This is a genomic window from Paenibacillus sp. PAMC 26794, from assembly GCF_000316035.1.
Lineage (GTDB): Bacteria > Bacillota > Bacilli > Paenibacillales > Paenibacillaceae > Paenibacillus.
This window is the reverse complement of record NZ_ANHX01000086.1, coordinates 16,392-31,435: the sequence shown is the minus strand read 5'-3', so window position 1 is coordinate 31,435 and position 15,044 is coordinate 16,392. Positions and strand designations below refer to the sequence as shown.

The window sequence follows — 15,044 nt, the reverse complement described above, 5'->3', positions numbered from 1 at the left end:
GCTGTCGCTTGATGACGGAGGAGCGCTTGTAACATTAGAACGCGAATTCGATCGTATCGACGGCACTCTTTGCGCCTGCCGCCGGTTTATGACATTCAATTCGGCTTAGCTCGAGTTGTGGATTTTCCGCAATTTGAGACAGTACCCGCAGGTAATCCTCAGTCAAGGTGCGGATCATCGTTTCTTTGAACAGCTTGGTGGCGTAGAAGAAGCCCCCGCTCAACGCCCCTTCGTTTTCATACATAAACAGCGTCAGATCAAACTTCGCTTCCTCCAAATGGTCAAGCTCGTAATTCTTCAGGCTGACCCCTTCCAGTTCGGCGTCTCGTTCTTCGATATTTTGCAAGTCGAAAACGGCATCGAACAACGGGAAGCGGCCCGGCTCCCGCTTCACATTCAAACGCTCCACGAGATCCTCGAATGGATAATCCTGGTTCTCAAAAGCACCCAAAGCTGTTTCCTTCACTTCTTCCAGGTAGGACAAGAACGTTTTGTCGCCAGACGGACGATTGCGGAGCGCCAGCGTATTAACAAACATGCCGATGACCGGCTCCAAATCGGCGTTAGTTCTTCCAGCCACCGGGGTGCCCACGATCAAGTCCTCCTGACCGCTGTACTTGGACAGCAACACAGTATAAGCCGCAAGCAGCACCATGAACAGCGTGCTTTCACACTCGGCAGCCAATTCGCGCAACCGCGCAGAGAGAGAAGCTTCGATGTCGAACTCCACATGCGCGCCTTCGTAGCTACGAACGGCAGACCGTTCGTAGTCCATCGGCAGGTCCGCCGTGGGCAGCTCGCCTTCGAAGGTTTGCAGCCAGTACGCTTCCTGCCGCCCGATTCGCTCTCGGTGGACCTTCGACTGCTGCCAAACGGCATAATCCTTGTAATGAATGCGCAGGGGTGGCAGCTGTTCTCCGGCGTAGAAACTCGAGAACTCCTCCATCACAATCGCCATCGATACACCGTCGGACACGATATGGTGCATATCGAAAAGGAGAATACGCAGGTGCGGCTCCAGCTCGATGACCCCGGCGCGCAGCAGCGGCGGTTGGCCGAGATCAAACGGACGAACGAAGTTGCGGACGATCTGCTCGATTTGATCTGAATCCTCTGTATCCGCTTGATGGTGCTCGATAGCAAAATCGACCTGTGGGTATATCCGCTGAACCACTTCGCCCTTCATCATTTCAAAACCGGTGCGCAGCGATTCATGCCGTGTTATCAATTTCCGCAAGGCGGCTTCCAATCGGTCTAAATCAAACTCACCTTCCACCTGCACCAGTTCCGGCATGTTGTAAAGCTGATCTGCTCCATCCAGCGTGTGCTGAATGAACAGCCGTTTCTGCGCGGAGGACAGAGGGTAGTACTCTCTCTCTTCCGCTTGAGGAATGGCCTCATGCTCCCGCCGTTCCATCCGGGTGATCGCCTGGGCCATCGCCGCAATCGTTGAGTGACGGAATACGTCGCGCAGCGGCAGGTTGACGTTTAATTCCTTAAATACCTTGCCTGCCAGCGTTGTCGCCCGCAGGGAGTGACCGCCGATGTCGAAGAAGTTGTCGTGGACGCCAATCTGCTTCGCAAGCCCCAGCACCTCCTGCCAAATCACCGCTAGCTCCGTTTCCAGCTCATTGCGCGGTGCGACATACTCCGTTCCACTTCCCGCTTCCCCTTCCGGTGCTGGCAGCGCCTTTCGGTCCATCTTCCCGTTTGGTGTCAAAGGCAGGCGCTCCAGCTCCACAAAGTACGACGGGATCATATACCCCGGCAACTTCTGAGCCAGCGCGCTGCGCAGATCGTTCACTGCCAGCTTCGCTCCGGTATCCGGCGTGTAATACGCACATAGCGCCTTCTGCCCGTTCGCGTCATTTCGAACCAGCACCACCACTTCGCGCACACCTTCCACCCGCAACAGCTGCGACTCGATCTCTCCCGTCTCAATCCGGTAGCCCCGGATTTTCGCCTGGTTGTCGATCCGGCCGATGAAGTCCACGTTGCCGTCCTCCATCCACCGCGCCAAATCTCCCGTGCGGTACAACCGCTCGCCCACAGCGAACGGACTGTCTACGAACTTCTCTTCCGTCAGCTCCGGTCGGTTCAAGTACCCACGCGCCACACCGACGCCGCCGATGACCAGTTCGCCCAGCACGCCGACTGGTACGGGATTCAGATGTGCGTCCACGATGTGAAATTTCGCATTCAGCCACGCTTTGCCGATCGGCACATGGCCTGTATGCGGCAGTTTCGTCAACTCCTCATCATAGAAACTGGAGTCGATTGCCGCTTCCGTCACGCCGTAGGCGTTAATGATGCGGAACAACGAGCCGAAGCGTTCCTGCAAGGTACGGTAATCCGCCACGCTGTAACTATCCGAGCTCGTAATGAGCAACTCCATCCCACTTATATCCAGCCCCTGTTCGTGCACATATTCCATAAATGGCATGATCAGCGCCGGTGTTGATTCGAAGATCGTCACTCGCTCCCACTCTATCCAGTAGTGCAGACGAGAAGGATCGATCCGGTCGTCCTTCGGTACAATGACCATGGTACCGCCGTTGTACAACGTCCGGGCAATGTCGCCCACGAACACGTCAAACGAGAAGCTGGCGAGCTGCAGCAACCGCACCGGGAACTGATCTAATCGGTATTCCCGCCGGTAACCCGCCGCCGTGTTCACCAGACTGCGGTGCTCGATCATCACACCTTTCGGCTTGCCCGTCGTTCCCGACGTGTAGATCACGTACGCCAGATCCTCTGGGCGGGCTTCATGGAAGCTGTCCATGCCAGCAACATCAACATCATCCACAACATCCAGATGGTTCCGATCCGCACCGTTCACAGCCCCCGTTAGTTTGCCAGAGACCCGGCTGGAAGCCATGCTGGAGCCTTGATCAAAGTACATCGGGGCATTTGCCCGATCTTCGCTGTACGACGCTTCGTCGTCGAGGTACAGCACCGACATCAGCGCCAGCTCCTCTTCGCGGAGCCAGGCCTCGGCACGTTCTCGCAGCGGCGTTTGTGTCAGCAGTACCTTCGCTCCGCTGTCTTCGAGCATAAATCGCACGCGGTCCGCCGGATAATCCGGGTCAAGCGGTACATACGCCCCTCCCGCTTTCCAGACGGCCATCACGGCCACCAGCAAATCGACCGAACGCTCGGCGAGAATGCCGACGATTGACTCCCGGCCGATGCCTCTTGCACACAGCGTAGCCGCCAAGCGATTCGCCCGCTCGTTCAGCTCCACATAGTTCAGTCGATCGTCCTCGTACACGACGGCTTCCGCTTCCGGTGTGCGTTCCGCCTGTTTCTCAAACAGCCGGTGGAACGTAGCCGCAGGAGCCGCTTCTAGCTGCGCTGGATTAAACGCACTGAGAACTTGTTCTTTTTCCGCCGATGTCAACATGTGCAATTCAGCAATCTTCGCATCTGGACGGTTTACAATTGTCACGAGCAACTGCTCGTAATGTTTTGCCAGCCGTTCAATCGTCTCCCTTTTATAAAGAGCCGTCGCATATTCAAAGCTGTAATCCAACCCGCCGTTCTCCTCGCCCACATCCAAGCTGATATCAAACTTCGCAGTATCCAGTACGCTCGGATAAGGAATCAGGCGAAGCCCTTCCAGTTCAAATTGCTCGTTCTCCGTATTTTGCATCGTAAACATCGTGTCGAACAGCGGATTACGGCTTAAGTCACGGGTGACTTGCACCTTGTCCACCAATTGTTCGAACGGATAGTTTTGATGCTCAAAGGCGTGCAGAGTTGTTTCTTTGACTTCTTTCAGGTATGACAGAAATGTCTTCTCTGAAGACGGATAACTGCGAATCGCCAACGTGTTTAGGAAAATCCCGATTAACGGCTGCACATCTCCATGATTCCTTCCAGCAATCGGCGTACCAACGATCACGTCTTCCTGACCTGAATATTTATGCAAAAGCACGTTATACGCCGCAAGCAGCACCATAAACAGCGTCGTGCCCGTTTCCGAAGCCAGCTGTTTCAGGCCGTCGGTTTTTGAAGCGTCGAAGGAAATCTCCAGCGTTTGACCTTCGTAGCTCTGTACAGCCGGACGTGGATAGTCGGTCGGCATTTCCAGCACTGGAAGCTCGCCCTGGAACATGTCCAGCCAATACGCCCCCTGATGCTGAAGCCGTTCCTGCTGCTCCTGCGAATGCTGCCAAACGGTGTAGTCTTTGTACTGAATGCGTAGCGGCTCCAATTTCTCTCCACCATACAAGCGCACGAATTCTTCAACAAAGATTTCCATCGAAACGCCGTCAGAAATAATATGATGCATGTCGTACATCAGAATATGGTGTTCCGGAGCCAGCTCAACAAGGCCTACCCTCAACAGCGGTGGCTTAGCCAAATCAAACGGACGGACGAAACCATGAACCACCGCTTCGACCTCTTGCTCATCCGCTTGATAGAACTCCACCGCAAAATTCACGTCCTGGTAAACCCGCTGTGATGCTTCTCCACCCACCATTTCAAACCCGGTGCGCAACATTTCATGCCGCGCCACGAGCTTACGGAACGTTTCTTCGAACCTTGCCCGGTCCAAAGCACCCTCCAGCAGCATCGCTTCCGGCATGTTGTAGCTAAGCTCTGCGACTTCCAGCTGATTCAGAATAAAGAGACGTTTTTGAGCAAAAGATTGCGGGTACACCTCCCGGCCATCCGTCACCGGAATGGAAACAAATATCTGCTGATCCAGCCGAGAAATGGCGGTAGCCATGCTCTCGATCGTGGAATGGCGGAACACGTCGCGCAGTGGCAGATCCACGTTCAACTCTTTATGAATCTTGCTGACCAACGTTGTCGCGCGCAGGGAGTGGCCACCGATGTCGAAGAAGTTGTCGTGAACACCAATCTGCTTCGCAAGCCCCAGCACCTCCTGCCAAATCGCCGCCAGCTTCGTTTCCTGCTCATTGCGCGGTGCGACATACTCCGTTCCGCTTCCCGCTTCCCCTTCCGGCGCTGGCAGCGCCTTCCGGTCTATTTTCCCGTTCGGTGTCAGAGGTAAGCGCTCCAGCTCCACAAAGTACGACGGGATCATGTAACCCGGCAGTTCCTGTGCCAGTGCACTGCGCAGATCGTTCACCAACAGCTCCGCACCGGTATCCGGCGTGTAATACGCACATAGCGCCTTCTGCCCGTTCGCGTCACTTCGAACCAGCACCACCGCTTCGCGCACACCTTCCACCCGCAGCAGCTGCGACTCGATCTCACCCGTCTCGATCCGGTAGCCCCGGATTTTTGCCTGGTTGTCGATCCGGCCGATGAAGTCCACGTTGCCGTCTTCCATCCACCGCGCCAAGTCTCCCGTGCGATACAACCGCTCACCCGCGGTGAAAGGGCTGTCTACAAACTTCTCTTCCGTCAGCTCTGGACGGTTCAAGTACCCACGTGCTACCCCAACGCCGCCGATAACCAATTCGCCCAGCACGCCAACTGGAACAGGATTCAGATGTGCATCCACGATGTAAAACTTCGCATTCAACCACGCTTTGCCAATCGGCACATGGCCTGTCTGCGGCAGTTTCTCCAACTCTTCGTCATAGAAACTGGAGTCAATTGCCGCTTCCGTCACGCCGTAGGCGTTAATAATGCGGAACGATGAGCCAAACCGCTCCTGCAAGGTCCGGTAATCCGCCACACTGCAGCTGTCCGAGCTTGTGATCAACAGCTCCATACCGCTTAATTCCAACCCCTGCTCATGCATATGCTCCATGAACGGTACGATCAGTGCTGGTGTTGATTCAAAGATCGTCACTTGTTCCCGCTCTATCCAGTGGTGCAGGCGAGACGGATCAATCCGATCGTCCTTCGGTACAATGACCATGGTGCCTCCGTTATACAACGTGCGTGCGATATCACCCACGAACACGTCAAACGAGAAGCTGGCGAGTTGCAGCAGTCGCACCGGGAACTGATCCAACCGATATTCCCGTCGGTAGCCCGCTGCCGTGTTCACCAGGCTACGATGCTCGATCATCACGCCCTTTGGCTTGCCCGTCGTTCCCGACGTGTAGATGACGTATGCCAGATCCTCCGGACGGGCTTCATGGAAGCTGTCCATACCGACAACATCAACATCATTTGGATGACTCTCGCCACCACCGTTCACAGCACCCGTCAGCTCGCCGGAGACTTTACCCGAAACCATGCTGGAGCCAAGCGGTGCATTCTCCCGGTCTTCGCTGTACGACGCTTCGTCGTCGAGGTACAGCACCGTCTCCAGTGCCAGTTCCTCTTCGCCGAGCCAGGATTCCGCACGCTCTCTCAGCAGCGTTTGTGTCAGCAGCACCTTCGCTCCGCTGTCTTCAAGCATAAACCGCACGCGGTCCACCGGATAATCCGGGTCAAGCGGTACATACGCCCCTCCCGCTTTCCAGACGGCCAGCACAGCCACCAGCAAGTCCACCGAACGCTCGGCGAGAATGCCAACGATCGTCTCCCGGCCGATGCCGCTTGCGCGCAGCGTAGCCGACAAGCGGTTCGCCCGCTCGTTCAGCTCCGCATACGTCAGCCGATCGTTCTCGTACACGACAGCTTCTTCTTCCGGTGTGCGTTCCGCCTGTTCCTCGAACAGTCGGTGGAACGCGGCCAAAGGAGCCACTTCCGATTGCATCGGGTGAAACGCGCCGAGAATCTTCTCTTTTTCATCTGCCGTCAACAAGTTCAGCTCAGCGATCTTTGCATTCGGACGGCTTACGATCGCCGCAAGCAAATGTCCAAAATGAATCGACAGCCGCCGGATCGTGCTTTCTTTATAAAGAGCCGTTGCGAATTCAAAACTGCACTCCAGTCCGCCATTTTCTTCCGTAACATCCACACTCAGGTCGAACTTGGCCATACCATATTCGCTAGGGTACGGGGACAATTTCAGCCCTTCCAGCTCAAACTCTGACTCCTCCAGGTTTTGCAGGGAGAACATCGTGTCAAACAGCGGGTTGCGGCTCAAATCCCGGCTAACCTGCACTTTATCGACGAGTTCTTCGAACGGATAATTCTGATGCTCGTAAGCGCCTAAAGTCGTTTCTTTCACTTCTTCCAAATACGACAGGAAGGTCTTCTCCGAAGCCGGATAATTGCGGATCGCCAGCGTGTTGACAAACATTCCGATCAAAGGCTGTATGTCGCCGTGCGTTCTGCCCGCAATCGACGTTCCGACGATCAAATCGTCCTGACCTGTATATTTATGCAAAAGCACGGTATATGCCGCAAGCAGCACCATATACAGCGTCGTTCCTCTTTGAGCAGCCAGCTGTTTCAAACCTTCGTTCGTTGCCTCGTCCACGAAGGACGTCAGCGTTTGGCCCTCAAAGCTCTGCACGGCAGGACGCGGATAGTCCGTCGACATTTCCAGAACCGGCAACTCACCCCGGTAACGGTCCATCCAGTAAGCTTCCTCGCGTTGCAACTGCACTTTGTGCTCGTCCGACTGCTGCCATACCGCATAGTCCTTGTATTGAATACGCAAAGGCTCTAATGACTCGCCGCCGTACAGACGAACGAGTTCCTCCACTAACAAGTCCATCGAAACCCCGTCGGAGACGATATGGTGCATGTCGAACATCAGCAAATAACGTTCGGCTGCCAGCTCTACAAGCTCCACCCGCAACAGCGGAGGCTTCGCCAAGTCAAAAGGCCGGATGAAGGCCTGCACGACTTCAGGCGCTTCTTCCTCGATCGCATGACGGTACGCGACGGCAAAGTCAACACTCTCGTAAATGCGCTGTACTGTTTCGCCTTGTACGATCTCAAAGCCGGTTCGCAGCGTTTCGTGCCGTGCGATCAGTCCGCGGAAAGCCTTTTCCAGCAGGCTCCGGTCAATCGATCCTTCCAGCAGCAGCACGATCGGCATGTTGTAGCTCTGATCAGCCCCTTCCAGCTGATTCAGGATAAACAGTCGCTTCTGAGCTGAGGAAAGTGGATAATACGCTCTTGCGCCTGCCAGCGGAATCGACGAGAACGAATGTTCTTCGATCCGGGAGATAGCTAGAGCCATCTGTTCGATCGTCGAGTAGCGGAATACGTCGCGCAGAGGCATCTCGACGTTCAGTTCCTGATGCACCTTGCTTACCAGTGTCGTCGCCCGTAGGGAATGACCGCCCAAGTCAAAGAAGTTGTCATGAACCCCGATGTACTCCAATCCGAGCACACTTTTCCAAATTTCAGCCAAGCTGGCTTCGAGCGGAGTCCGAGGCGGAGTATGTCCTTCGCCCGGTTGTAAGCTCTCCTCCGGCGCCGGGAGGGAACGGCGGTCTACCTTGCCATTCGTCGTCAGCGGGAGACGCTCCAACTGGATCAGGTACGCCGGGATCATATAGGCCGGCAGTTCCTGAGACAGCACGCTCTTCAGCTCGGCCGCCGGAAGCTCACAGTCCGCTTCATAATAGGCGCAAAGCTGCTTTTCGCCGGACACGTTTTCCCGCGCGAATACTGTCGTTTTCCGAATTCCTTCCACTTTCTGAAGCTGAGCTTCGATCTCGCCAAGCTCTATGCGGAAGCCACGGATTTTCACTTGGTCGTCCGTTCGTCCCACATATTCAATCGTGCCGTCCGGTAGCCATTTCGCCAAATCCCCCGTCCGGTACATGCGCTCTCCTGACGTAAAAGGATTGTGCACAAATTTCTCCGCCGTCAGTTCCGGCCGGTTATTGTAGCCCCGTACCAAACCTTCTCCGCCGACACATAGCTCTCCGACCACGCCGATCGGCAGCAGCTTATTCCGGCTGTCGACGATATACACCGTCGTATTGCTGATTGGTCGTCCGATAGGAACGGTAAGCGCCGACTCATCAACGAAGTCGACCGGAAGGTACGTGGTAAATATCGTGCTTTCCGTCGGTCCGTACACATGGTTGAGCCTACCCGCTCCAAGATGGGCGAGTGCTTTACGTACATGACCAACCGAGACACGCTCTCCGCCAAACAAAATCGCCCGGACATCCCGAAAACAATGGACGTTCACATCTACAAGCACGTTGAAGAAAGCCGTCGTAATAAACATGACCGATATGTGCTGGCGCTGGATGAGATCCGCCAGTAGACCAATTTCCAGCAACGTCTCGCGGGGAACCAGCACCAGCCGCGCCCCGTTGGTCAAAGCACCAAAAATATCGAAAATCGCTCCGTCGAACGAATAGCTCGAAAGCTGGAGGACATGATCGCGATTGGTGATGTCGATATAATTTGTATTTTGCACAACGCGCACGATGTTGCGGTGCGAAACAAGGTTGCCTTTCGGCTTGCCCGTCGTGCCTGACGTATAGATGACGCAGGCCAGATCTGTCGCTTCAATCCCTGGATTTAGGTTTGTTCCGTCCTCGTGATAGAAGGACTCGTCATCCAATAAGATCAACGAGTCCAGTCCCGCCAGGCGCTCGAGCAAGCGGCTTTGCGTCAGTATGACCTGCCCTCCTGAATCCTCAATTAAGAAACGGATACGCTCCTCTGGATATTCCGGGTCAATCGGTACGTAAGCCGCTCCGGCTTTGTGTGCCGCGAGTATGCCCACCACCATTTCAATGGAACGCTCGGCCATAATGACGACCAGACATCCTTTGGATATCCCGTGACTGCGCAAGGTACGGGCAAGGCGGTTGACGCGTTCATTCAGCTCGCGGTAGGTCAGCTCTTGCTCATTCATGGAGATGGCGGCTGCATCCGGTATGCGCTCTGCCTGTTCTTCGAACAATTGAATGAGTGTCTTCCCGCGCGGAAATTCCGTCGTGGTGTCGTTAAAACGTCCGAGAAGGTCGGACTTTTCTGCCTCCCTCACAAGTTCCAGCTCGCCCACGGTAATTTCCGGGTTATCCGTTACCTGCTCCAGCAGATGCACGAGATGCCCCTTGAGCCGCTCGATGCTGTCTTTATCGAACACTTCGGCGTTAAAGTCGAATCGAATTTCGATCTCGGCTCCCGGCACCACAGTCACGTTAAAGTTATAGTTCGTCTGCTCCTCCATATGAACGTCAGCGATCGTCAGGTCGCCGTGCTGCCGGTCACCCGCCTGCTCCATCTGCTCGTCCACCGGATAGTTCTCGAAAGCGATGATATGGTTGATCAGATTCTGCTTTTGCACGCTGCGAGCTTGAATTTCATACAGCGGATAGTAATCATAACGCCCGGAATCCAGCCCCCGCTCTTGGAGCTTCGCCATCAGGTCGGCGAACACGGTGTCCACTTCGCTATTGACGCGGACCGGCACCGTATTGATGAACAGCCCGATCATAGACTCAATGCCCGGGATTTCCGCCGGTCTTCCGGCAACGACACTGCCGAATACGGCATCGTTTGTTCCGTTATATTTTTGCAGCATCACGCCCCAAACGGCTTGCAGCAGCGTATTGACTGTAACCAGGTGCTGTTTCGCCACCCGGTCCATCCGCTTGCTCAAGTCCTTGCCCAGTTCGGCGGTGACGTGATCAGCCGTAAATCTGCCGCTCGGCGCTGGTTCCTTTTGCCCCGGAAGTACGGTTTGCCCTTCGTAGCCTGCCAGGAACGCCGTCCAATAGCTGGATGCTGCCTGATCGTCCTGTTTCTCCAACCATTCGATATAAGCGCCATAATCCGATCCTTTACCTCCCGCTGGCTGCTTCCCAGAGGTCAGGGCCGAGTATATCTCAAACAACTCCTGCGTCAGCTGAGCCAGGCACCAGCCGTCCATCAAAATATGCTGAAAACTCCACAGCACATGATAACTTTGCTCTTCGGTGCGCAGAATCGTAAACCGAACGAGCGCATCATGTTCCATGTCGAAGCTTCGAAGCTTGTCCTCCTCGGCCTTTTCATTCAAGTAAGCTTGTTTCTCGTGTACCTGCAAATGAAGCAGCTCTTCATATTCAAAGCCGACTGGCTTGTCGCGGTATATGATTTGCAGCGGCTCGCCCGCCGGTCCTTTCACAAAATTCGCCCGCAGCACCAGATGACGTTTTGCAAGCTCCATCCAGCTCCTCTCAAAAAGCTGGACGTCGAGCGCTCCCCGCATCGTAAACCGCGTCTGCTCAAAGTAAGCTGCCGTTTGCCGGTCAAGCGCGCTGTGGAACCACATACCCTTCTGCATCGGCGTCAGCGAGTAAATATTTTCGATTTCCCCGAGATGACTCGAGCGCTGGGCGATTTGCTCCAATTCTGTGATGGTCAAGCCTTTAAATTGCACGTCGCTTGGCGTCAATTCGGTGTTCTCTTTGCCTGCGCAGTGGGTAATGAGCTCTCGGAGACTTTGCTCAAGCCGCTGAGCGAAGGCTTCCATCGTTTCCTTGCGATACTGCTTCCGGCTGTAGCTGAGATCGAGCGATAAAGCACCGTCCAGCACCATACCGTTGATATCCAGCACAAAGCTGCGGGCCTGCCGGTCGCTAGCCGGGCTGCCACTGGAATAAGAAGATATGCCGATCTCGCCCTGGTTGACATCATCGTCGAACTGGCCGAGGTAGTTAAAATTAATTTCCGGCTCTGCGCCCCAAACCAAACCATCCTCCGATTTCGAAAGATAGCGGCATATGCCGTACCCAAGCCCCTTGTTCGGAATGCGGCGCAAGTTTTCCTTGACCTGTTTAATCTGATAGGTCAAATCCCGGTCGGTTTCCGGCTCCAGGACGACCGGAAACTTGGTCGTAAACCAGCCGACTGTACGCGTGATGTCGATATCCGTTCCGATCGATTCACGTCCGTGTCCTTCGAGATTGATCCGCACCCGTTCGTGCCCCGTCCATTTGCGTAAGGCTATGCCCAGCGCCGTTACCAAAATATCATTCATTTCGGTGTTGAAGGCACGGTGAACCCGCTTCAGTAGCAGCTCCGTTTCTTCGGGAGCCAAACGGACAAACAGCGATTCGCTGTCCTGCTGCGTCGTAACGTCCGCCTCCATATCCTTCGGCACGGCCGGAACCTCCATTTGATCCACGGCCTGCCAATAGGCCCGTTCCTTCGCCATCTCACGGCTTTGCGCATAAGCAGCCAACTGTTCGGACCAAGTGCGGTACGCATCTGTTTTCGCCGGGAAACGGATTTCTTCGCTTTTGCCGGTCTGCTCGTAACCTAGAGCGAAATCCTCCATTAAAATGCGCCAAGACACGCCATCTACCACGGCATGATGAACCCCGAGCAGCAAATGATCACCGTCCGCGCACTGGAACAGTCCCGCCTTCATGAGGGGCCCGTTCTCCAGATCGATGCCCGCTTGAATGTCCGTTGCCTTCGCTTCCACAGCCTGCGTGGGATTCTCCGCATCCTTGAAGTCGAACACGTCCAACGTGAACAGCTCGTCTTCCTGAATCGCACGGTTCCGTGCGCTAAACCCTTGTTCCGTTTTGCGGAACACCATCCGTAAGGCGTCATGATGCTCGGCCAGCTTTTGCAGCACCTGACGTATCATCTCTTCGTCGAAGCGTTCCTTCCGGTACAGCATCACCGACTGGTTGAAATGATGTGGGTCCGCAAAGGAGCTCTCGAAAAACCAATGCTGAATCGGCGTCAGCGCCGTTTCACCCGTAATTTCGCCTTGATCGATGGTACGTCCGATCGGTATCACATGCAGGCTAAGCTGTGAGATCGTCGGATATTTGAACAAATCCCGGATTTCCAGCTTGTACCCGGCTTGATGAAGCCGCGAAGATACTTGAATGGACTTGATCGAATCTCCGCCCAGCTCGAAGAAATGATCCGTTACCCCAACTCGATCGGTGTTCAATACCGCCTGCCACACATCGGCAAGTGTCCGCTCGGCTTCATTGCGTGGAGCTACGTACTCGCCGCCGGTCAGTGCGTTTCCTTCCGGGGCAGGCAAAGCCTTGCGGTCGATTTTGTCGTTCGGGGTGAGCGGCATCTGCGGAAGCTGAACAAAATGTGCCGGAATCATGTAATTCGGCAATTTTTGCGCCAGCGCGCTTCTCAGCTCGCCGAGCGTAAGAGGGAGACTAGCGACCAGGTAAGCGCACAGTTCTTGCCCACTTTTGCCTTCCCGCGCAATCACAATCGTCTCCTGCACCGAGTCGATCTTCAGAAGTTGCTCTTCAATCTCACCGACCTCGATTCGGAATCCACGGATTTTCACCTGATGGTCGATCCGGCCCAAATACTCCATATTACCGTCCGGCAGCCAGCGGGCGAGATCTCCTGTCCGGTAAAGGCGTTCTCCCGGCGCAAACGGATGTTCCACAAATTTCTCTGCCGTCAGCTCCGGCTGGTTCAGGTAACCTCTCGCAAGCCCCACGCCTGCAACGCACAGCTCGCCGTCCACTCCCGGAGGCACAAGTTGCAGGTGGGAATCCAAAATAAAAATCTGATGATTAGACAGCGGGCGCCCAATTGGAATGACTCTACGCTCCGGCTGCTGCTCATCCGCATCCCAAAGCGTCGTAACAATCGAAGCTTCGGTAGGGCCGTAAGCATTGAAATAGTGAACCTTCGCTTTCCACTGCTGCACGAATTCGGCCGATACCGCCGAACCTCCCGTTACAAGCTTTGTTAAGCTGGGAAGACGGTCCGGGTTCAAATGAGCGCTGTACGTCGGGGGCAGAATCGCCGCCGTAATCGCATGCTCGTTCATATAACTCTCGAACAGACGAGTGTCGAGAATTGTATCGGCCGTCGGGATGTACAAAGCCGCGCCAAAATAGAGTGCTTTGAAAACTTCCCAGCAGGATGCGTCGAAGGACAAGCTCGCAAATTGAACGATCCGGTCATGCTCCGTAATGCCCAGCCTGTCTGCGAACATCAACTTCAAGCTGACCAAACCACGATGCTCCAGCATGACCCCTTTGGGTTTGCCCGTTGTACCTGACGTATAAATGACATAAGCAAGATCATGTGGACCACTGGCCGCCTCCAGGTTCGAGCCATCGTCGCTATAGGCCTGCTTGTCATCTAGCGCCAATACGGTCCCTTCGAACGGGACTTGCTGTAACAGCTCTCTTTGAGTCAGCAGCAGCTGCGCGTTCGAGTTATCCAGAATGTAGCGAATACGTTCTTCCGGGTACTCCGGGTCGATCGGCACGTAGGCACCGCCAGCTTTCAGAACCGCCAAAATACCAATGACCGTCTCCAGCGATCTCCTAACCATCAAGCCTACCAACTGATTGGGCAGCACACCGACCGATCGTAGCGTACGCGCCAGCTGGTTCGCCCGTTCGTTCAACTCTGCGTATGAAAGCCGCTGCCCCTCAAAGACAACCGCCGTCGCCTCGGGCACACGCTTCGCTTGCTCCTCCACAAGCTGATGAATCGTCCGATCACGAGGATAGTCCTTCTCGGTATCGTTGAAGCTTTGTATTAATTGAAATTTTTCGTCCTCCGACAGCATGTCCGCTCGTACGATGTCCAGCTCCAACTCATGAAGCCCCACGGACAGTAGGCGATTCAGATGGCCGACGACCCGATTCATGAACTCGGAGTCATATAAGTGCTCGTTATATGACAGCGCTAGCTGTATCGTCCCGCCGGCTAAACTGAATTCAAAGGAACAGTCCGTGACCACGTTTTGCCCAATTTCGTCCAGATGCAACTCCTTAAGGGATACTAGCGTATGGACGAAGGGTATCCCTTCTGCATATTGCAGATCCAGCTTCTCCGTCATTCTCAAGAACGGAATATGTTGATGCTGAATGGCTTCCGGCAAGGAAGTCCTCAGTTCGCTCAGAAGCGTCTTAAAAGTTGCCCCCACCGAAAGCGAGTTTTTCAAAATGACCGTATGATTAACGGATCGACGCGTCTCCCCCTTTTTCGGCACAACCGGCATGCCAACCAGAATGTCTGAAGCACCTGTATATTTATGCAAGAGTGCCTGAACACCTGCGAGCAAAATCATAAAAGCAGCCAGCGGAGCACCCTTGCTCATTTGAAGGACCCGCTGCGCCGCTTCCTCCGAAAGCGAACCGCCAACGGTTTTCACATTGGGCACCAGGGAGTTTGGAGCTTTGCTGTAAGGCAACCGCGTCAAGGTATAATCGTCACTACCGAATTTTTCGTTCCAAAACAACGTTTCTTTTTCAAAAGCCATCTGGATCGTTCCCCTCTCTTCATCGGTAAAAGCAATC

1 protein-coding gene is annotated in these 15,044 nt (G+C 54.8%); it reads right to left on the bottom strand.

Going from position 1 to position 15,044, the window contains the following annotated elements; genetic code table 11:
* Nucleotides 1–34: 34 nt before the first annotated feature.
* Nucleotides 35–15,007: a non-ribosomal peptide synthetase gene (locus D829_RS32025; protein WP_241230826.1), complete on the bottom strand. Its 14,973-nt coding sequence runs from the start codon at nucleotides 15,005–15,007 to the stop codon at nucleotides 35–37.
* Nucleotides 15,008–15,044 lie beyond the last annotated feature (37 nt).